Annotated in this window: 18 protein-coding genes; 7 read left to right on the top strand and 11 right to left on the bottom strand. The window is 70.5% G+C overall.

Annotated features, from left to right (window positions below; translation table 11 throughout):
* Positions 1-2: 2 nt before the first annotated feature.
* The 3 genes from ACIBTV_RS05165 to araB all read right to left on the bottom strand — a co-directional run bounded on the left by ACIBTV_RS05165 (position 3) and on the right by araB (position 3,488).
* Positions 3-995: an ABC transporter substrate-binding protein gene (locus tag ACIBTV_RS05165; protein WP_396702560.1), complete on the bottom strand. Its 993-nt coding sequence runs from the start codon at positions 993-995 to the stop codon at positions 3-5.
* A gap of 133 nt (positions 996-1,128) precedes the next feature.
* Positions 1,129-1,812 (bottom strand): L-ribulose-5-phosphate 4-epimerase, encoded by a 684-nt coding sequence (locus ACIBTV_RS05160; RefSeq protein ID WP_396702559.1) that lies wholly within the window; start codon positions 1,810-1,812, stop codon positions 1,129-1,131.
* Positions 1,809-3,488 carry a ribulokinase gene (gene araB, locus ACIBTV_RS05155; RefSeq protein ID WP_396702557.1) on the bottom strand — a complete coding sequence of 560 codons (1,680 nt, stop codon included), beginning with the start codon at positions 3,486-3,488 and terminating at the stop codon, positions 1,809-1,811. Before araB ends, ACIBTV_RS05160 begins: the two co-directional genes overlap by 4 nt.
* 786 nt (positions 3,489-4,274) lie before the next feature.
* Between araB and ACIBTV_RS05150 the strand changes: the two genes are divergently transcribed.
* Positions 4,275-5,792, top strand: coding sequence for a glycoside hydrolase family 27 protein (locus ACIBTV_RS05150; RefSeq protein WP_396702878.1), 1,518 nt, complete (start codon positions 4,275-4,277; stop codon positions 5,790-5,792).
* 129 nt (positions 5,793-5,921) lie between these two features.
* On the opposite strand, the gene mmsB is transcribed toward ACIBTV_RS05150, so the two are convergent.
* The 3 genes from mmsB to chvE form a co-directional block, all read right to left on the bottom strand.
* Positions 5,922-7,166 carry a multiple monosaccharide ABC transporter permease gene (gene mmsB / locus ACIBTV_RS05145; protein ID WP_396702555.1) on the bottom strand — a complete coding sequence of 415 codons (1,245 nt, stop codon included), beginning with the start codon at positions 7,164-7,166 and terminating at the stop codon, positions 5,922-5,924.
* Entirely contained in the window at positions 7,163-8,701 is a 1,539-nt protein-coding gene (mmsA, locus tag ACIBTV_RS05140) for a multiple monosaccharide ABC transporter ATP-binding protein (protein ID WP_396702553.1), read from the bottom strand. Before mmsA ends, mmsB begins: the two co-directional genes overlap by 4 nt.
* 82 nt (positions 8,702-8,783) lie before the next feature.
* Positions 8,784-9,926 (bottom strand): multiple monosaccharide ABC transporter substrate-binding protein, encoded by a 1,143-nt coding sequence (gene chvE, locus ACIBTV_RS05135; RefSeq protein WP_396702551.1) that lies wholly within the window; start codon positions 9,924-9,926, stop codon positions 8,784-8,786.
* Positions 9,927-10,621: 695 nt separating this feature from the next.
* On the opposite strand from chvE, the gene ACIBTV_RS05130 reads away from it, so the two are divergent.
* Positions 10,622-11,062, top strand: coding sequence for an RICIN domain-containing protein (locus tag ACIBTV_RS05130; protein WP_396702549.1), 441 nt, complete (start codon positions 10,622-10,624; stop codon positions 11,060-11,062).
* A gap of 234 nt (positions 11,063-11,296) precedes the next feature.
* Positions 11,297-11,857, top strand: coding sequence for a hypothetical protein (locus ACIBTV_RS05125; RefSeq protein WP_396702547.1), 561 nt, complete (start codon positions 11,297-11,299; stop codon positions 11,855-11,857).
* Between the two features lie 23 nt (positions 11,858-11,880).
* Here the strand turns inward: ACIBTV_RS05125 and ACIBTV_RS05120 are convergent, their stop codons facing one another.
* Positions 11,881-12,333 carry a hypothetical protein gene (locus ACIBTV_RS05120; protein WP_396702545.1) on the bottom strand — a complete coding sequence of 151 codons (453 nt, stop codon included), beginning with the start codon at positions 12,331-12,333 and terminating at the stop codon, positions 11,881-11,883.
* Positions 12,334-12,435: 102 nt separating this feature from the next.
* Positions 12,436-13,158: a hypothetical protein gene (locus tag ACIBTV_RS05115; RefSeq protein ID WP_396702543.1), complete on the bottom strand. Its 723-nt coding sequence runs from the start codon at positions 13,156-13,158 to the stop codon at positions 12,436-12,438.
* Between the two features lie 232 nt (positions 13,159-13,390).
* Between ACIBTV_RS05115 and ACIBTV_RS05110 the strand changes: the two genes are divergently transcribed.
* Both ACIBTV_RS05110 and ACIBTV_RS05105 read left to right on the top strand, forming a co-directional pair.
* Positions 13,391-13,942, top strand: a complete 552-nt coding sequence (locus tag ACIBTV_RS05110; protein ID WP_396702541.1) for an RNA polymerase sigma factor — start codon at positions 13,391-13,393, stop codon at positions 13,940-13,942.
* 18 nt (positions 13,943-13,960) lie between these two features.
* Positions 13,961-14,926 carry a CU044_5270 family protein gene (locus ACIBTV_RS05105; RefSeq protein WP_396702539.1) on the top strand — a complete coding sequence of 322 codons (966 nt, stop codon included), beginning with the start codon at positions 13,961-13,963 and terminating at the stop codon, positions 14,924-14,926.
* A 76-nt stretch (positions 14,927-15,002) separates the two neighbouring features.
* On the opposite strand, the gene ACIBTV_RS05100 is transcribed toward ACIBTV_RS05105, so the two are convergent.
* Positions 15,003-15,677, bottom strand: a complete 675-nt coding sequence (locus ACIBTV_RS05100) for a DUF6891 domain-containing protein (protein WP_396702537.1) — start codon at positions 15,675-15,677, stop codon at positions 15,003-15,005.
* A 113-nt stretch (positions 15,678-15,790) separates the two neighbouring features.
* A complete protein-coding gene (locus ACIBTV_RS05095; RefSeq protein ID WP_396702535.1) occupies positions 15,791-16,624 on the bottom strand; it encodes an alpha/beta fold hydrolase in 834 nt (277 codons plus the stop codon).
* 138 nt (positions 16,625-16,762) lie between these two features.
* Here ACIBTV_RS05095 and ACIBTV_RS05090 point away from each other — a divergent pair, with 138 nt between their 5' ends.
* Positions 16,763-17,344, top strand: a complete 582-nt coding sequence (locus ACIBTV_RS05090; protein WP_396702533.1) for a TetR/AcrR family transcriptional regulator — start codon at positions 16,763-16,765, stop codon at positions 17,342-17,344.
* 155 nt (positions 17,345-17,499) lie between these two features.
* Positions 17,500-18,402, top strand: coding sequence for a CDP-diacylglycerol diphosphatase (locus ACIBTV_RS05085; RefSeq protein ID WP_396702531.1), 903 nt, complete (start codon positions 17,500-17,502; stop codon positions 18,400-18,402).
* Here ACIBTV_RS05085 and ACIBTV_RS05080 read toward each other — a convergent pair.
* Positions 18,399-18,755: a hypothetical protein gene (locus ACIBTV_RS05080; protein WP_396702530.1), complete on the bottom strand. Its 357-nt coding sequence runs from the start codon at positions 18,753-18,755 to the stop codon at positions 18,399-18,401. The genes ACIBTV_RS05085 and ACIBTV_RS05080 overlap by 4 nt on opposite strands.
* Positions 18,756-19,116 lie beyond the last annotated feature (361 nt).

Below are 19,116 nucleotides of genomic sequence, written 5' to 3'. Positions count from 1 at the left end.
GGTCAGTACTTGCGGTTGGGCAGGGCCTCCTTGGCCTGCTCCTGGGTGAACGTGGTCTCCTCGGTCTCGATCCGGGCGGGGACCTCCTCGCCGGCGTGGACCTTCTTCGCGAGGTCCATGAGCTGCGGGCCGAGCAGCGGGCTGCACTCCGCGATGAAGTTGAACTTGCCGTCCGCGAGGGCCTGCATGCCGTCCTTGACCGCGTCGACGGTGATGATGGTGATGTCCTTGCCGGGCGTCTTGCCGGCGGCGGTGATCGCCTCCAGGGCGCCCAGGCCCATGTCGTCGTTGTGCGCGAAGAGCACGTCGATCTTCGGGTTGGCCTTGAGGAACTGCTCCATGACCTGCTTGCCGTCGGCCCGCTTGAAGTCACCCGACTGGGAAGCGATGATCTTCAGGTTGGGGTTCGCGGCGATCGCGCTCGCGAAGCCCTCCTTGCGGTCGTTGGCCGGCGCCGAGCCGGTCGTGCCCTGGAGTTCGACGATGTTCACCGGCCCGGTCGCGCTCTTGGTCTGCTCGACGAGCCACTCGCCGGCGAGGCGACCCTCCTTGACGAAGTCGGAGCCGAGGAACGTCTTGTAGAGCGTCTTGTCGGGCGAGTCGACGGCGCGGTCGGTCAGGATGACCGGGATCCCGGCGTCCTTGGCCTCCTTGAGCACCGTGTCCCAGCCGGACTCCACCACCGGCGAGAAGGCGATCACGTCGACCTTCTGCTGGATGAAGTTCCGGATCGCCTTGATCTGGTTCTCCTGCTTCTGCTGGGCGTCGTCGAACTTCAGCTCGATCCCGGCCGCGGCGGCGGCCTCCTTGATCGAGGTGGTGTTCGCCGTGCGCCAACCGCTCTCGGCGCCGACCTGGGAGAAGCCCAGGACGAGCTTGCCATTGTCGCCGCCGGAGCCACCGGTGTCGCTGTTGCCGCAGGCCGTCACGGCGCCCGCGAGCAGCACGGTGGTGAAGAGGGTGGTGATGACGCGCGCTGTTCTCCTGGTTCTCATCGGTTCTCCTTGGGTGGGAAGTCCGGGCCGCCGCCGGGGGTGGCGCACGGTCCGGGTCTGGTGGGGGTCGGGTAGGAGAAAAGGGGGGTTGCCGGATGAGTGCTGCGAGTCAGGAGGTACGTGGGACGGTCGGTCAGCCGGCCGTTGGCCGTTGGCCGTAGACGTTCTGGTAGCGGTCGTAGAGCGAGTCGATGTCGGCCTGCGCGATCGGCAACGGCTGCCCGAGACTGCGGGCGAGGTGCGCGGTGCGGGCGACGTCCTCGCACATCACCGCGGCCTTGACCGCCGCCCGGGCGTCCTTGCCGATGGTGAAGACCCCGTGGTTGCGCATGAGCACCGCGGGCGAGCGGTGCCCGGACAGGGTGCTGACGATGCCTTTGCCGATGTCGTCCCCGCCGATGAGCGCGAACGGGCCGATGGGAATCTCCCCGCCGAACTCGTCGGCCTGCGCGGTCAGCCAGCACGGGATGGACTCACCCCGGGCCGCCCACGCCGTGGCGTAGCCGCTGTGGGTGTGGACCACCCCGCCGACTTCGGGCATGGCCCGGTAGACGTACGCGTGCGCGGCCGTGTCGCTGGAGGGCGAGCCGCCTCCGTCGACCACGTTGCCGTTGAGGTCGCAGACGACCATCGTGTCCGCCGTCAGGTCGTCGTAGTCGACGCCGCTGGGCTTGATGACCATCAGGTCCTGCCCGGGAACCCGCGCCGAGACGTTGCCTGACGTCCAGGCCACCAGGTCGTACCGGGTCAGCTCGCGGTGCAGCCGGGAGACCGTCTCCTGCAGAGCGCTGACCTGCCGGGCCACGTCGGGGTTCATCCGACCACCTCCAGAACCGTGTCGGCCTGCGCCGGTTGCGCGGCCGCGTTGCGGATCGCCCGGAGCCGGAGCATGACGTCGTCGGCGCCACGGCCGAAGTGGTCGTGCAGCGCCCGGTACTCGGCGTAGAGGGCGTCGTACGCGCGGACGTTCTCCGGGACGGGTTGGTAGACGCCCTCGTCGACCCGGCCCATCGCGGCCGAGGCCTCGTGGATCGTCGGGTACGCGCCGGCGGCGACCGCCGCGTGGATCGCGGAGCCGAGCGCCGGCCCCTGGGCGGACCCGATGATGCTCAGCGGCCGGTTGGTGACGTCGGCGTAGATCTGCATGAGCAGCCGGTTCGAGGCGAGGCCACCGGCAACGACGATGTCGGTGACCGGCACCCCGGCCTCGACGAACGCCTCGATGATCATCCGGGTGCCGAACGCCGTGGACTCCAGCAACGCCCGGTAGATGTCCTGCGGTCGGGTGGCCAACGTCAGGCCGACGATCAGACCGCTCAGGTCGTGGTTGACCAGCAGCGACCGGTTGCCGTTCCACCAGTCCAGCGCCACCAGGCCGTGCGCGCCGACCGGCTGGGCGGCGGCGAGCTCGGTGAGCCGCTCGTGCGAGTCCAGCCCGGCGGGCGCGCCGTGCCGGACGAACCAGCCGAAGATGTCGCCCACCCCGCTCTGGCCCGCCTCGTATCCCCAGGCGCCGGGGCTGATGCCGCCGTCGACGACGCCGCACATGCCGGGCACCTCGGCGGGGCGGGTGCCGTTGACCACGTGGCAGGTGGAGGTGCCCATGATGGCGACCAGGCGGCCGGGCGTGAGGGCCTGGGCGGAGGCGGCGGTGACGTGGGCGTCGACGTTGCCGACCGCGACCGCGATCCCGGCCGGCAGTCCGGTCCACTCGGCGGCGCGGGCGCTCAGGACGCCGGCCCGGTCGCCCAGCGGCAGCAGGGGGCCGTCCAGCTTGGTCGCGAAGTCCGCGAAGTCGGGGTGCAGGGCGCCCAGGTAGTCCGTCGACGGGTAGCGGCCGTCCTGCCGGATGCCCTTGTAACCGGCGGTGCAGACGTTGCGGGTCTCGGTGCCGCAGAGCTGCCACACGATCCAGTCGGCCGCCTCGATGAAGCGCTCGGCACGCCGGTAGATCTCCGGATCCTCCTCCAGGATCTGCAGGCCCTTGGCGAACTGCCACTCGGCGGAGATCTTCCCGCCGTACCGGCCGATCCACGGCTCCCGCCGCTCGTGGGCGAGCGCGTTGATCCGGTCGGCGTGCGGCTGGGCGGCGTGGTGCTTCCACAGCTTCACCCACGCGTGCGGGCGGTGCCGCAGCTCGGGCACCTCGCACAGCGGGGTCCCGTCGGCGAGCGTCGGCAGCACGGTGCAGGCGGTGAAGTCGGTGCCGATGCCGATGACCTGGGCGGGATCCACGCCGGCGTCGGCCAGCGCGGCGGGGACGGCGTGCCGCAGGACGTCGCGGTAGTCCTCCGGGTCCTGCAGCGCCCAGTCCGGCGGCAACGCGGGCCCGCCGTCGGGGAGCGCCGACTCGATCACCCCGTGGCGGTACTCGTGCACCGCGGTCCCGACCTCGACGCCGTCGCGGACGCGCACCACCAGCGCCCGCCCGGAGAGCGTGCCGTAGTCGACCCCGACGACGTACCGGTCGCCCGTTCCGTCCACATTGCTCATGAACACCTCCGCGTGTGACGGGGTCAGTGTTAACGCTCACATCCAGCGTCGTCAAGACACCAGCCGGCAACAGGTCCGTAACGGAGGGGCGCGGACGAGGGCCCCGGCTCGGCCCCGCCATCACGGTCGGTCACCCCTCGCCGGCAGCCGCCGGCGAGGGGTGACGGCTCGGGCGATCCGCGCCCTCGTGCGGACGCGAACCGGGCACCCGACGACGAGGAAGACTCCGGACCTCATTGTTAGCGTCAACAGGGTCGCGCTACGGCACGCGCCGGGTCACGGTCCGGCGCGACGCGAGAGGCCGGATCAACGAGCGCAGGAAGCCCGGACAGGGGCGTTGAGCTGGGCAGAAGCGCCTTCCACGCAAACCCGACCGGCCACCCCGGCGCCACCCCGCCCGCAGCGCGAGATCGGTTCGATTTACATTCGTTGATGTCATCGATAACATGCCTGTCATCGTCGCGGCACGGACAGCAATGGCGTCCGCCGAGTCGGCCCGGGCGGCACGCGACGGACGACAGGCGGCAGCGCACGCCCGCCGGTCGAACCCACGGACGACCGGCCCGTCCGGACGTGACGGTCCGCAACCGCGGACAGGCACCCACATGCCGGGACCGATCGCCCGCTCACCTCTCCCACCACCGAGGAGGACCCGTGCGTAGACCGAAACGATGGCTGACGGCCGTCTTGGGCGCGCTCTTGGCGCTCGGCACGAGCGTCGCCGGGGCGGCTCTCGCGCCGCCCGCGGCGCACGCCCTGAACAACGGCGTGGCCCGCACCCCGCCGATGGGGTGGAACACCTGGAACACGTTCGGCTGCAACATCAATGAGACGCTCATCCAGCAGATGGCCGACGCGATCGTCAGCAACGGCCTACGCGACCTGGGCTACCGCTACGTCGTCGTCGACGACTGCTGGTTCGACCCGAACCGCGACGCGCAGGGCGACCTGCAGGCACACCCGCAACGGTTCCCCAGCGGGATGCGGGCCCTCGGCGACTACCTGCACTCGCGGGGGCTGCTCTTCGGCATCTACCAGTCACCGCTGGACCAGACCTGCGCCCAGTACTTCGACGCCTTCCCCGGCTCGACCGGCAGCCTCGGGCACGAGTACCAGGACGCCCGTCAGTTCGCCGCCTGGGGCGTCGACTACCTCAAGTACGACTGGTGCTCGCCCACCGGCACCATCAACGAGCAGGTGGCGAGGTTCGGGATCATGCGTGACGCGCTCGCGGCCACCGGCCGGCCGATCGTGTACAGCATCAACCCGAACAGCATCCACGAGAAGACCGGGCCGCAGCGCAACTGGAGCGACGTGGCCAACCTCTGGCGGACCACCGAGGACATCACCAACGCGTGGAACACCGGCCAGACCAACGGCTACCCGATGGGCATCCAGAACATCGTCAACGTCAACGTCCCGCTCGCCGGCTACGCCGCGCCGGGCGGATTCAACGACCCCGACATGCTGGAGATCGGCAACGGAGGGATGACCGACACCGAGATGCGCAGCCACTTCGCGCTCTGGGCGATGATGGCGGCGCCACTCATGATGGGCAACGACGTCCGCTCGGCCAGCGCGGCGACGCTGGCCATCCTGCGCAACCCGCGCCTGGTCGCGATCAACCAGGACACCCTCGGCCGGCAGGCGGTTCAGGTCTCCCACGACGGCACCCGGCGGGTGCTGGCCAAGCGGCTCGCCAACGGCGACGTCGCGGTCGCCCTCTTCAACGAGGGCAGCTCGAGCACGACGATCTCCACCACGGCCGCCGCCATCGGCAAGACCGGCAGCTCGTTCACCCTGCGGGACGCCTGGACCGACGCCACCTCCACCACCAGCGGGACCATCTCGGCGAGCGTCCCGGCGCACGGCACCGTGGTCTACCGGGTCAGCGGCGGCGCCACCACCGACCCGCCACCGCCCACGACGTTCCGGCTGCGCAGCGAGTCGGCCGGACGGTGCCTCGACGTCGACAACGCCAACACCGCCAACGGCACCGGCACCCTGATCTGGGACTGCCACGGCAACCCCAACCAGCAGGTCAGTCAGGTCGGCCAGACGCTGCGGATCCTCGGCAAGTGCCTGGACGTACCGACGAACGCGGCCAACGGCACCCGGGTGCAGATCTGGGACTGCAACGGCGGCACGAACCAGCAATGGACGTTCAACGGCAACGGCACGGTCGGCAACGTCCGCTTCCCGTCGCTCTGCCTGGACGTCAACAACGGCGGCACCGCGAACGGCACCACCGTGATCCTCTGGTCCTGCCACGGCAACGCCAATCAGCGGTGGACCCGGGTCTGAGCGGAGGCCAGACCCGTCCTCGGGTGGTGGGGGCAGGCCCCGCCACCCGAGGACATCGGCTTCCCTCGCCCGGTCCCCGGGGTCTGTTTCACCAGGGCGGTCGCCCTGGTGAAACAGACCTACTACCACTCAGCGGCTACCGGCGGCGCGGCGCTTGTTATAGACGTCGAACGCCACGGCGACGAGCAGCACCAGGCCCTTGACCACCGACTGCATCGACTGGTCGACACCCATGAGCTGCATACCGTTGCTCATCACCGCCATGATCAGACCACCGACCATGGCGCCGACGACGGTGCCGACGCCACCGGTGACCGCCGCACCGCCGATGAAGGCCGCGGCGATCGCGTCCAGCTCGAACATGTTGCCGGCGGCGGGCTGGGCGCCGTTGGACCGCGAGGAGTAGATGACACCCGCGACCGCGGAGAGGAAGCCCATGTTGACGAAGATCCAGAAGTTGACGGTCTTCACCTTGACGCCGGACAGCATGGCCGCCGGAAGGTTGCCGCCGATGGCGTACACCTGACGGCCGAAGACCGCGCGCCGGGTGAGCAGGCCGTAGATGAGGACCAGCACCGCCAGGATGATCAGCACGATCGGCAGGCCGCGCGCGTGGGCGAGCTGCCAGGCGAAGTACATGACGACGGCGCCGACGAGGACGACCCGCGCGACGAACAGCGGGAAGGACTCCACGGGCTGCTCGTACCGGATGCGCGCCACCCGGGTCCGGAAGACGCTCACCGCGTAGCCGGCCACGGCGAACGCCCCGATGAGGAGCGTGAAGGCGTCGAAGCCCTGGCCGCCCAGCAACCCGTTGAGGAAGCCGGCGGCGACCCGCTGGTACTCGGCCGGGAACGGGGACAGCGAGATGTTGTCCAGCACCCGCAGGGTGAGACCGCGGAACAGGAGCATGCCGGCCAGGGTGACGATGAAGGCCGGGATGCCGGCGTACGCGACCCAGAGGCCGTGCCAGGCGCCCACCGCGATGCCGACGGCGAGCGCGGCGAGGACGCCCGCCCACCACGGCATGCCCTCGCGGATCACGAGGACGGCGGAGACCGCCCCGGTGAGGGCGACCACCGATCCCACCGACAGGTCGATGTGACCGCCGATGATGACGATGACCATGCCGATCGCGAGCACCAGGATGTACGAGTACTGCAGGACGATGTTGGTGATGTTGCCCGGGCTCAGCGAGACGCCGTCGGTCAGGATCGCGAACAGCGCGACGATCACCACGAGGGCGATGTAGATGCCGCTCTGCCGCAGGTTGCCGAGGATCAGCGTCCGCGGGTTGCTGGTGCCGGTGTGCAGGGCGGTGGCGGGAGCCGCGTCGGCCGCGCCGCTCTTCGTGGGCGATTCGGTGCTGGTCATCCGACGAGATCCTTGTCCTTCGTCATGAGTTCCATGAGGTTCTCCTGAGTGGCCTCACCGACCGGCAGCTCGCCGCTGATCCGGCCGGCCGCGAGGGTGTAGATGCGGTCGCACATGCCGAGCAGCTCGGGCAGCTCGGAGGAGATGATGATGACCGCCTTCCCGTCGGCGACGAGGCGGTTGATGATCGTGTAGATCTCGAACTTCGCGCCCACGTCGATGCCGCGGGTCGGCTCGTCCAGGATCAGCACGTCGGGGTCGGTGAAGAGCCACTTCGACAGGACGACCTTCTGCTGGTTGCCACCGGACAACTCGCCGACCACGGACATGACGCTGCGGGACTTGATGTTCATGTCGCGTCGGCCCTGCTCGGCGACCTTGATCTCCTTGTTCCCGTCGACCCAGCCGAGACGGGCGAGCTTGTCCAACGCGGCCGCGGAGATGTTGCCCCGGACGTCGTTGATCAGGTTGAGGCCGTAGTGCTTGCGGTCCTCGGTCGCGTACGCGATGCCGTTCTCGATCGCCTCCGCCACCGTGCGGGCCTTCACCTCGCGGCCGTGGACGAAGAGCCGGCCGGTGATGTCGCGCCCGTACGAGCGGCCGAACACGCTCATCGCGAGCTCGGTGCGCCCGGCGCCCATCAGCCCGGCGATGCCGACGACCTCCCCGGCGCGGACGTTGAGGCTGGCGCCGTCGACGACCAGTCGGTCCTGCGTCGGGTGCCGGACGGTCCAGTCCTCGATCCGCAGCACCTCCTCGCCCGGGGTGGACTCGCGCTCCGGGTAGAAGGTGGCGAGGTCGCGCCCGACCATGCCGCGGATGATCCGCTCCTGGGTGGCCGCGCCGTCGCTCATGTCGAGCGTCTCGACCGTCCGGCCGTCGCGGATGACGGTGGTCGAGTCGGCGATCGAGGTGACCTCGCCGAGCTTGTGGGAGATCATGATGCAGGTGATGCCCTGGTCCCGCAGCCGGCGCATGAGGTCGAGCAGGTGCGTCGAGTCGATGTCGTTGAGGGCGGCGGTCGGCTCGTCGAGGATCAGCAGCCGCACCTTCTTCGACAGCGCCTTGGCGATCTCGACGAGTTGCTGCTTGCCGACGCCGAGCTGGATGACCGGGGTGACCGGGTTCTCGTGCAGCCCCACGGAGGCCAGCAGGCGGGCCGCCTCGGCGTTGGCCCGGTTCCAGTCGATGAGCCGGCTGCGCCCGCGCCGCTCGTTGCCGAGGAAGATGTTCTCGGCGATCGACAGGTACGGCACCAGGGCGAGCTCCTGGTGGATGATGACGATGCCCTGGGACTCGCTGTCGCGGATGCCCCGGAAGTGCACCGGCTCCCCGTCGAAGATGATCTCGCCGTCGTAGCTGCCGGACGGGTACACGCCGGACAGCACCTTCATGAGGGTCGACTTGCCGGCGCCGTTCTCGCCGCAGATCGCGTGGATCTCCCCGCGCCGGACGGCGAGCGAGACGTCCTGGAGCGCCGCGACGCCGGGGAAGGTCTTGGTGATGTTGCGCATTTCGAGGATGTTCTCGCCCATGGGAACCGTCCTGCTCGTGACCGTCTGTTCAATGGCGGGGGCCCGGCGGTGAGCGTTCCACCACCGGGCCCGCACGGCCGGGTCAGCTCTTCGCCTGCCCGGCGGCGACCTCCTCGGCCGTCCAGTAGCCGGAGTCGACCAGGACCGGCTTGATGTCGTCCTTGTAGACGGTCTGGACCGGCAGCAGGAACGACGGGACTACCTTGACCCCGTTGTTGTAGGTCTTGGTGTCGTTGGCCTGCGGCTCCTTCTTCTGCAGGAACGCCTCGCCGGCGATGGCGGCCTGCTCGGCCAGCAGGCGGGTGTCCTTGAAGATCGTGGAGCTCTGGATGCCGTCGTTGATGAGCTTGACCGAGGCGATCTCGGCGTCCTGACCGGTCACCACCGGCAGCTTCTTCGCTCCGCTGCCGTAGCCGGCGTTCTGCAGGGCGGTGATGATGCCCCGGGAGATGCCGTCGTACGGCGACAGCACACCGTCCACCTTGCTGCCGTCGTTGTAGCTCGACGTCAGCAGGTCCTCCATGCGCCGCTGGGCGGTCTCCTGCTGCCAGCGCAGGATGGCGATCTGCTCGATCTTCGTCTGGCCGGACTTCACCTTGAGGGTGCCGGCGTCGACGAAGGGCTTGAGCGTGTCCATGGCGCCGCTGAAGAAGAAGTGGGCGTTGTTGTCGTCCAGCGAGCCGGCGAACAGCTCGATGTTGAACGGACCGGTCGCGGTCCCCTTCGACCCGTCCTTGTTCTGCAGGCCGAGGCCGACCAGCAGCGCGTTGGCCTGGGCCACGCCGACCTTGTAGTTGTCGAAGCTGACGTAGAAGTTGACGTTCGGGCTGTCCCGGATGAGCCGGTCGTAGGCGATCACCGGGATCTTCGCGTCCGCCGCGGCCTGGAGCTGGCCGCTGAGCGCGGTGCCGTCGATGGCCGCGATGATGAGGGCGTCCGCGCCCTGGGTGATCATCTGGTCGACCTGCTGGGACTGGGTCGGGATGTCGTCGCCGGCGTACTGGAGGTCGACCTTGTAACCCTTCGCCTCCAGCTTCTCCTTCACCGAGTTGCCGTCGGCGATCCACCGCTCCGAGGTCTGGGTCGGCATCGAGACGCCGATCGTCAGGTCACCGGGCTTGCTGTCCCCGGTGTTGCCGCCGCCACCGGCTCCCTCGCCACTGCAGGCGGCCATGCTGATGGCGAGCGCCGCTCCAGCGGCGGCGGCCAGAATTCGTCTGCGCACAGCTTCCACTCCCTCCGCACCCCGAACGCACAGGTATCAGTCCCGGCGAGTGTTAACGCTCACAACATGATCGTCAACCGCCTTCGCGAAATACGCACGTCTCGTTCTCGTAACAAACACCGCCGCCGCGCCGGCACCTCACGTTCCCACAGGCAGGGCGGGTGGACCGCACCGCCGGGCTCCGCGACATCGACCGCCACGCGAACGCGCCGCGGGCCGGGCCACCCCCCGGGCGCGCCGCGCCCCCACCGTCCACGATCGAGACGATTTGGCACCGGCCGACCGCCCACGGGGACGCCGTTGACGAGCCCGACCGCGCTCAGTACCGTACATCGGAGTTAATGAATGTCATCGTTGATACGGCAGTGCTGCGCTGATGTGACAGCGCAGATCGCCCCACCGGGCATCGGTCCAGGTCACCCCGCGGCAAAACCGTCCGTCGAGGGCATCCATCGACGGGTGTTAGCGATAACACGCTCCCCTGCCGTAACGATCCCCTTGGCACAGAAGGGGAAACACCCCGCCGGGACGGCACGCCGGCCACGCCGCCCACCACCAGCCGCCCCAACGCCTGGGCGGGCCAGGTCGTCCCCCGCAACGGGAGGTTCTACTGGTACGTCCCCGTGCGGCAGCGGTCCAACGGGCAGATGGCTGCGTTTCGCCGGTGGCAGCGGAAATCTGTTCAACGTGAACTGGTGGCAGTTCAGCGGCGGCGCCGTGGCCACGCGTACCGGATCGTCAACCGCAACAGCGGTCAGGTGGTCGACGTTCAACAACCCAACCTCGACAACCTCGCCGTGATCGGCCAGTGGACGAGCAACGGCGCGACCTGGCAGCAGTGGCGGTTCCTCGACGCCGGCAACGGCAACGTGCGCCTGCAGAGCGTCAACAGCGGCAGATGCGTCGACGTCGAGGGCGCCTCGACCGCCGACGGCGCGCGAGTCGTGCAGTACACCTGTCACGACGGACTGAACCAGGTGTTCACGTGGCGGTCCACCGCTGACGGCTACCACCAGTTGGTCAACGCCAACAGCGGCAAGTGCCTGAACGTTTCGGGTGGCTCGACCGTCGCCGGCGCCGCCCTGGAGCAGCGGACGTGCACCGCCGCGACCAGCATGCAGTGGTCGCGTGCCTGACGTCCGCGACGACGGGAGGGCGGACCGCACGCCCCGCCCTCGGTTCGCCTCGTGCCCTCGGTCGCTCCGGCCGACGACCCCGACGGCGAGACCTGCCGGCTCACCGGGCCGGCTCACGATCCAGGGCAGAGACGCCCAGCGCGGCGACGATGAGTCGGACCGACGCCGGCTCGTCGGATGAACGGTGCTCGCGTACGGAAGAACTAGGCTGACGCGCATGTCGCGGAGACTGCGGTGATCGACCTGGGTGACCCGGATCGCCAACCGGCGCAGTCCCACGCCACGAGTCCCGGCCGCCACCTGGCCCGGCGCGCGATGACGCCGTGGATCGTCGTCGCGTTCGTGACCGGCGTCGCGATCGGCGGAGTGGGTGTCGACCAGCTGGGGGACTCGCGCGACGAGCGGGAGCAGAACGCCGTGGTCGCCCTCGCGGCGTTCCCCGAGTCGGCCGAGACCGGTGGCGTCCTCGCCCAGGGATGGGCCCGCCTGGTGACGCAGATGCGGCTGGTGAACGGCGGCCCGGCCCCGATCACCGTCCGAGCGGTGCGTATGGAGAGCCCGAGCGTGACGATTCGCGGCATCGGGCCGCCCCCGGTGGTACCCGCGCGCGGCGTCGGACTGCTCGTCGTCGAGCTGGGCGTGGAGTGTGCGACCCCGATCCAGCCCGAGCCGCTGTCGATGCGGTTCACCGTCGAGACCACCGACCGGCACGTCAGCGAGGTCGATCAACCGATCGTCCTGGTCCGCAGCGAGTGGGAACGCGACGCCCGGGCCGTCTGCGAGTCCCCTGGATAGCCGCCTGAGGCGGGTCTCCCCCGTCAGACGGACGATCGGCGCCGGAGCGCGCCGACCTCTTCGAGGATCTCGCGATCCGTCGGGACGACGAGGGCCGTCCGCCCGGTCGGGCCCCGCTCGACCGCCACCATCCCCAGCGCGACGACCAGCGCGGCACGAAGGTCGCCGAGTTGCTCGGCGGGCTCCCCAATGGTGTCCGCGTCCCCGGCCCGCAGGCGCACGACCTCGTTGACCTCGTGGAGTGCGCCCACAAGGCTCTCGCGATCGGCGTCCTTCTCGTCGGCCAAGGCGGAACTGAGGCGTACCACCGCCCTCGCCCGGCCGATGCCGACGTCCAGCACGTCGCAGAGGACGGCGACGCACTCGATCGCACTCAGGCCGTCATCGTTCCGCAGCGACGCGAGCACGGAGTCGAGGCCCTCCCCCGCGTTGAGCCGCTCTCTCGCACGATCGACCAGGTGCTGCTCGTCCCGCATCGGCCAATCCTCACACCTCGTCGCCGGATGCGGACGTACGTCACTCGGCCGGCCCCCATCGGGCCCGGTGCTGGTGGGGACCGGCCTCGACCCCGTCCGGTCTCAGCCGCCCAGACCGAGCTGGGGATACAGAGCGTCGGGGGCGGGCACCGCGCCCTCGGGCCGGACGACCTTGACCGGTACGCCGAAGTCGCCGTAGCGCACGGCGGCGTCCGGCAGGCCGTTGGCCTCCGGGATCAGGAAGGTGACCAGCCGCCCCTCGGTATCCAGCGTGGCGCGGAACGGCTGATTGCGTACGGCCTCGGGAAACTTCCCGCCACTGGGGTGGCGGAAGCTGATCCCGTTGCCGACGCCCACCAGGTTGACGTCGAGCACACCGGTGATCTCGGTGCCGTCGGCCCGCGCGGACATGATGGCGTTGATGAGGCGGGCCGAGCCACCGGGGTCGTTCCGGCCCGGCTCGAAACTCAGGGCGAAGTCGGCCGGCACGCGTGCCGGGTCGAGCGCCAGCCACTCGTGGCCGACACCCGGCGGGTCCGCCTCCGATCTGAGGTAAACGGCATCGTCGATCATCCGGATCTCGATGACGCCGCCGGGACTCGACATCCGGGCCGTGCCCCGCTTGGCGACATTGTCGATCTGGGACTGGCCCCCCACCTGGCTGGCGATGTCGATGTCGGCGCGGAAGCTGGTCTGATTGATGAACTCCGTGCCGGACCGCAGCAGGCCGATCGCGTTCCTCGTGTCGGTGATGTCGGCGCTGACGGTCGGCACGGGGGCGGCGGGTTCGCCCTCGGACTGCACGCCGACGGAGCAACCCAGCACAAGAAGTGTCCCTACGGCAATTCCGATCCCCGTGGCTCGCCTCATGGCCGAAGGGTAGGAGACGTTCTCACGTCGCGGGATCGACCGACGCGGCATTCGCGGTGTCCGATACCGGCACTTCCGCCACCGTCGCGTCGTCCCGCCGGGCCAGCTCGGTAACACCCACCGTGCCGCGTAGGAAGAACGGGTGTACGGCGACGAGAGAGGACGGCCTGTGCATGACCATGGCTCGGTGGAGGATGAGATCTCCGGCTTCGGAACCGACCCGGCGGCGTTCGAGGTCTTCTACCGCCGGCACGTCGAAGCGGTGACCCGGTTCGTGGCACGGCGGGTCGACGACCCCCACCTCGCCGCCGACCTCACCGCGGACGTGTTCCTGGCGGTGATCGAATCGGCGGCCAGCTACCGGCCGGACCGGGGTAGCCAGATCGGCTGGCTCTTCGGGGTGGCGCGCAACGTCATCGCCGACGAGCGGCGGCGGGCAGCCCGTCGACTGGGGGTGACCGGCCGGCTGGCCGGACGGCGGGACCTGGACGCCGACGACATCGCCCGCCTGGAGGAGCGGATCGATGCGGAGGCGGCGGCCCGACGCACCTGTCGGGCCCTGCAGGAACTGCCCGACGGGACGCGGGCGCTGGTGGAGCTCGTCGCCGTGGACGGCCTCACCGTCGCGGGCGCGGCGAGTGCCCTCGGGATGTCTCCGGTCGCCGCTCGGGTGCGCCTGCACCGTGCCCGTCGCATCGTCCGGGCCGTGCTCGCCCGCCCGGCCGCCACCCTCGCCTGACGGAACGGAGACGACGCTGTGACCAGGTTCGAGCAGCCCCCGCACGGTTTCGAGGAGCAGCTCCTCACCGATCTGAAAGCCCACATCGTCCAGCGGTCCGACGCGGCTCCGGCGGCCGGTCGGCTCGGACGTCCGTCCCGCCTCCCGCGCGGTCGACGCCTCGCCGGAGCCCTCGCGATGGCGGTCGCGTTGACCGCCGGCGGTCTGGCGATCCAGACACTGGGAGTGGGTGAGCAGTCACCGCCGACCGCCAGCGCCGCGGAGATCTTTCAACTGGCGGCCGACGCCGCGCGGCAGCAGCCCGAGCTGACCGCTCGCCCCGACCAGTACGTGTTCACCGAACTGCTGGCGACGACGCGGGAGAGGCCGGGCAGCGGGCCGTACACCACGGTGCGGACGCAGTTGTGGCAGTCGGCCGGCGGGGTCGCCCACACGCAGGCGCGTTACCGGCCGGAGACCGACCCGAACGGCTGGGGCGACCTGCGGGTGCTCCGGCTGGACGACCCCGCGGATCCGGACAAGAAGCTCGACGACTTCCCGTCGCCCGCCTACCACGGCGACCTCCCGACCGACCCGGACGCGCTGTTGCAGCACCTTCGGGAGAACCCCGTCGACCTGCATCTTCCCGAGAGCGCCGACGAGGAGGCCGTGTACGGGAGCGAGAGCATGGCGTACACGACAGCGCGGTCGATGCTCGACGGCTACGTCCCGCCCCGGGCGCTCGCGGCGCTGTTCGAGGTGCTGGCCCGGGAGCCCGGAGCGGTCGTCATCTCGGGCGACGTCGTGGACGCCGCCGGCCGGCACGGGGTGGCCATCCGGATGCCCGGTGTGATCGGGGGAAACAACGACCTCGTCTTCGACCGGGACACCCACGCCTACCTCGGAACCCGCACGTCTCTGGTCCGAGGCGGCACGGAGGACCTGTACTCGGCCGCGGCGCTGCTGCGGGTCGCGATCGTGGATCGGCCGGGCCAACTGCCCTGACGGTGGGCCGGTTCGGTCCGGTGACGCCCCGGATCGAACCGGCCATCCCGAGGTCAGCCGGTCGACGGCGCCGCGGTCAGGGCAGGGGCGCGTACCACTGCGCGCCGGTGACGCGGATCCGCTTGGACTGCTTGCGGTTCCACTCGACCCGCATGCCGTGCCGGCGCAGGACCGGGAAGACGGTCTCGTCCAGCAGGCGCTCCAGGTCGGCCTGGTAGCGGGCCTGCTGGTCGGCCTCGGAGAGGGCGTCGTAGGCGGCCTCGTCGAAGTCGACCGGCGGGTAGACGCCGTAGCCGAGGTAGACCTCGCCGTCCTCGCTCGCGATCAGCGACTCGGTGTCCTGCTGGTGGTACCAGAGGTAGCCGTGCCAGTGGCGGGAGTCGTCCCGCTCGTCGTGGATCTCCGCCGCCGCGCAGGTGCCGCAGCAGCTGAAGTTCTCCCTGGCCAGCACACCCAGCTCGGTCAGCTCGGCGAAGGCGACGGTGATGTTGCTCCGCACGTCGCCCCAGCCACGCTGCTGCTCCCGTCGCACGGCCGTCGCCTTGTCGTACGCCGCCCGGAGCTGCTCGTCGGTGGCGCCATGGCGCTCCTCGTCGTCGTCGAGGTAGTCCACGAACTCGTCGGCGTCGTCCTCGCCCCGCACGACCCAGTCCCAGATCTCGTCGTCGATCCGGGTGCGGCCGGGCTCCGCGATCTGGTCGGTCAGGAAGCGGGCGCCCTCGGGCCGATCGTTGTAGATCCATCCAGTCACGGCGGCGATCTTCGCACGGCCCTGTGACAGCCTCGGTCGATCCCGCTCGTCGTCGGGCCGCGCCGCCGGAGGTCGCGGCCGGGCCTGCCGACCTCGACCTCCGGCGGCTGGTGTCACTTGGCGAGGAACGCCAGCAGCGCCTCGTTCACCTCGGCCGCGTGGGTCCAGAGCAGACCGTGCGGCGCACCGGCGATCTCGACGTAGTCGGCGTCCGGCAGCCGCTTGTGGAACTCCCGGGCGGTGGCGTCGACCGGCAGGATGTTGTCGGCGGTGCCGTGCAGGATCAGCGCCGGCACGTCGATCTTCTCGACGTCGCCCCGGAAGTCGGTGAGCCAGGTGGGTACGACCGCGCTGGAGGCGTACCACGAGGCGCCGGCGGCGACGTTCCAGCTGTTGCGCAGGGCCTCCTCGGAGATCCGGCTGCCCAGCGTCTCGTCGGTGTTGTAGAAGTTGCGGTAGAAGTCGGTGAAGTACGCGTAGCGGTCGGCGGTGACGGCGGCGAGGATGCCGTCGAAGACCTCCTGCGGCACGCCGGCCGGGTTGTCCTCGGTCTGGAGCAGGAACGGCTCCAGCGATGCCAGGAACGCGGCCTTGCTGACCCGGGCGGAGCCGTAGCGGCCCAGGTAGCGGGCCACCTCGCCGGTGCCCATGCTGAACCCGACGAGCACGACGTCGGTCAGGTCGAGCGTCTCGAGCACCGTGTTGAGGTCCGCCGCGAAGGTGTCGTAGTCGTAGCCCACGGTCGGCTGGCTGGACTGGCCGAAACCCCGCCGGTCGTACGTGATGACGCGGTAGCCGGCGGCGAGGAGGGCCGCGCTCTGCTTCTCCCAGGAGTGGCCGTCGAGGGGGTAGCCGTGGATGAGCACCACGGGCTGTCCCTGACCGTGGTCCTCGTAGTAAACGTCGATGCTGGTGCTGTTCTCGGTCCCGACGGTGATGTAGGGCATGCGGCTCCTCTGAACTGCGGAGAACGGCCGTTCTCCGATCTGTGGTCTAGAGTAGAGAACGGCCGTTCTCAGCGCTACTCCGCGGCCGGGACTTCCGCCGTGAGCGTCGTCACCCAGACTTCGACAGCAGGAGGCACCATGCCGGCGCAGACAGACGACGCGGTACGCGAGAAGGTGCTGGCTGTCGCCGACCGCCTCTACTACGCCCGGGGCATGCAGACGGTCGGCATGGACACCCTGCGCACGGAGGCGGGCGTCTCCCTCAAGCGCATCTACCAGCTCTTTCCGTCCAAGGAGAGCCTCGTCGAGGAGGTCCTGCACCGCCGACGCGAGAACTGGAACGGCCTCGTCGAGGCGGCGGTCGCCAGCGGCACGACCCCCCGCGCGCGGCTGCTGGCCGTCTACGACATGCTCGCCCGCTGGTTCGACGAGGACGACTTCCGAGGCTGCGTCTTCATCAACACGTTCGCCGAGCTCGGCGCGAGCACCCCGCGGATCGCCGGGCTCGTCCGCGAGCACAAGGCCCAGTTCCAGGAGCGAATCGCCGAGCTCGTGGCCGAGGCCGGCGGCCCGACGGCGCTCGCCGCCCAGCTCGCCATCCTCGCCGAGGGCGCGCAGACCACCGCCGCCATCGCCGGTACGGGCGAGGCCGCCGGTCACGCCCGCACCGCCGCGGAGACCCTGATCGACGCCGCCCTGACCGCGACCCCGGCGCGGTGAACGGTCGCCGGCCGGCGCCGACACGATCAGGGGATCCTGCTGGTCTGCGATCGCAACCCCTGAGTGGTTCGTCCTAGTCTCGTCACGTTCGTGGCTCACATTCGCATTCCGTGGCCTCCCGCCCGGGCTGTGCTGGCACGACGAGGAGGGTGGCGATGAGCGGCGACGCGCTGAGTGGGAAGGTCCACCGACGCCACTTCGTCAGGCTCTCCGGAACCGCCGGCGCGGCGGGACTGCTGGGCCTGATGGGGGCCGGTAGGGCGCTGGCCGACGGCGGGGAGCCGGTCCCACCCACGCCCGGCGAACCCGGCGCCTCCCCATGCCCCACGCCGTCCGCCCTCTGCGGTTATCCGAGCGACACCGGCGGGCGGTACGACCTGTGGGACCGCGTGCAGGTCTGCGAGGGCACCAAAACCGGCCCGCCGTTCCCCCAGTGCCTGCGGACGACGGCCACCTACGTCGTCCTCAACGGAGGGTCGGGGTCGAACCACGACTTCCTCCTCGTCCCCAGCTGCCGCGTCAGCGGCATCGAGTGCCCGTTCGTCGCGACCGCAGCCGCGCCGAACTACTGGTTGGAGTCGTGGCTCAACGCCCAACCCGGGCAGCCGGGGCATGTCGTGTATCCCCACGTCGGCCTGGGCGTCAACTCGGCCGACCCGACGATCCGTCAGCAGGACCAGCTGCACATCCACCTGGCCGGGATCCACTCGGGCATCCAGACGCAGCTCAACAACCACGACAGCGCGATCACCAACAACCCGTCGCGCTGGCGAACCCAGATCGTCCCGATCTGGGGCCTGACGAACACCGGCGTCCCGGCTCCCCGCTCGTACCGGGTGCTGCACGTCGCGAACCTCAACGAGAACCTGTTCACGCTCCTGCGCGACAGCGTGGTGCGGCCCACCGGCTCGACCATGGCGGCGCAGATGCTCGCCGTGACACCCCGCCTGGTCGGCAACGGCGGGTTCTACGTCCTCAACAGCGAACCCGGCCTGAGCGTCCCGCCCGGGCAACCCGGTGGCACGGGCACCGTCGACTTCCTGCTCGCCTACGCCTAGGGCAGGTGCAGGGTGGGACGCACCGGGGTCTCGCCGGTCAGGCTGCCGTCGTGGACGGCCTGCGCCAGATCCGGCTCCCGGTAGGCGGTCGCGAGGGTGAGCCAGGACAGGAAGCTGCCGTAGCCGCCGCAGAGCGCCGCGCCTCCGTCACCGCCGCACAGGACCGTCGGGTCGGTGGTGAACTCGGCCTGGTAGGGGTCCTGGCCGATGACCAGACCGAACAGGTTCGGCGCCTGGATGAGCAGCACGTCGAGGTCGTGCTCGCCCGCCGCCTCGGCGAAGTCGGCGACCTGTCGGGCGTCGGGCACGAACCGGTCGGCGTCGTGGCCGAGCCGCACGTCGCCGCCGGGCACCAGGGCGAAGCGGATGCCGTCACGGTCGAAGAGCGCGACGCGGCCCGGCCGGCGTAGGTGTGCGGGCGGACACCGACGAGACGGGCGTCGGTGCTCCGGGCGATGGCGGCGGCGGTGCGAGCGGCGGCCTGGTCGGACAGGCCCAGCCAGGCGGACGTGGTGAGATCGCCGTGCGACATGACGGCATTCTGCTGGCCGGCTACGACACCGACGATGCCCGTCGCCCGGATGCCGGACACGGCGGCGGGGGGGGGGGGGCCCCCGCCGGGGCCCCCCCCCCCCGCCCGGGGGGGGCGCCCCGCGCCCCCCGCCGGGCCCCCCCCGCGGGGCCCCCCCGCGCCCCGAGCCGCGCGGCCGCCGC

It is taken from the genome of Micromonospora sp. NPDC049366, from assembly GCF_044466625.1.
Lineage (GTDB): Bacteria > Actinomycetota > Actinomycetes > Mycobacteriales > Micromonosporaceae > Micromonospora.
The sequence above is the reverse complement of the archived record's forward strand: the minus strand, read 5'-3'. Positions and strand labels throughout refer to the sequence as shown.

What these genes read in the sequence shown, in the direction of transcription:
- ACIBTV_RS05165 (WP_396702560.1), bottom strand. Translation starts at nt 995, where the DNA reads ATGAGAACCAGGAGAACAGCGCGCGTCATCACCACCCTCTTCACCACC.
- ACIBTV_RS05160 (WP_396702559.1), bottom strand. Translation starts at nt 1,812, where the DNA reads ATGAACCCCGACGTGGCCCGGCAGGTCAGCGCTCTGCAGGAGACGGTC.
- araB (WP_396702557.1), bottom strand. Translation starts at nt 3,488, where the DNA reads ATGAGCAATGTGGACGGAACGGGCGACCGGTACGTCGTCGGGGTCGAC.
- ACIBTV_RS05150 (WP_396702878.1), top strand. Translation starts at nt 4,275, where the DNA reads ATGGGGTGGAACACCTGGAACACGTTCGGCTGCAACATCAATGAGACG.
- mmsB (WP_396702555.1), bottom strand. Translation starts at nt 7,166, where the DNA reads ATGACCAGCACCGAATCGCCCACGAAGAGCGGCGCGGCCGACGCGGCT.
- mmsA (WP_396702553.1), bottom strand. Translation starts at nt 8,701, where the DNA reads ATGGGCGAGAACATCCTCGAAATGCGCAACATCACCAAGACCTTCCCC.
- ACIBTV_RS05120 (WP_396702545.1), bottom strand. Translation starts at nt 12,333, where the DNA reads ATGCGGGACGAGCAGCACCTGGTCGATCGTGCGAGAGAGCGGCTCAAC.
- ACIBTV_RS05095 (WP_396702535.1), bottom strand. Translation starts at nt 16,624, where the DNA reads ATGCCCTACATCACCGTCGGGACCGAGAACAGCACCAGCATCGACGTT.
- ACIBTV_RS05090 (WP_396702533.1), top strand. Translation starts at nt 16,763, where the DNA reads ATGCCGGCGCAGACAGACGACGCGGTACGCGAGAAGGTGCTGGCTGTC.
- ACIBTV_RS05085 (WP_396702531.1), top strand. Translation starts at nt 17,500, where the DNA reads ATGAGCGGCGACGCGCTGAGTGGGAAGGTCCACCGACGCCACTTCGTC.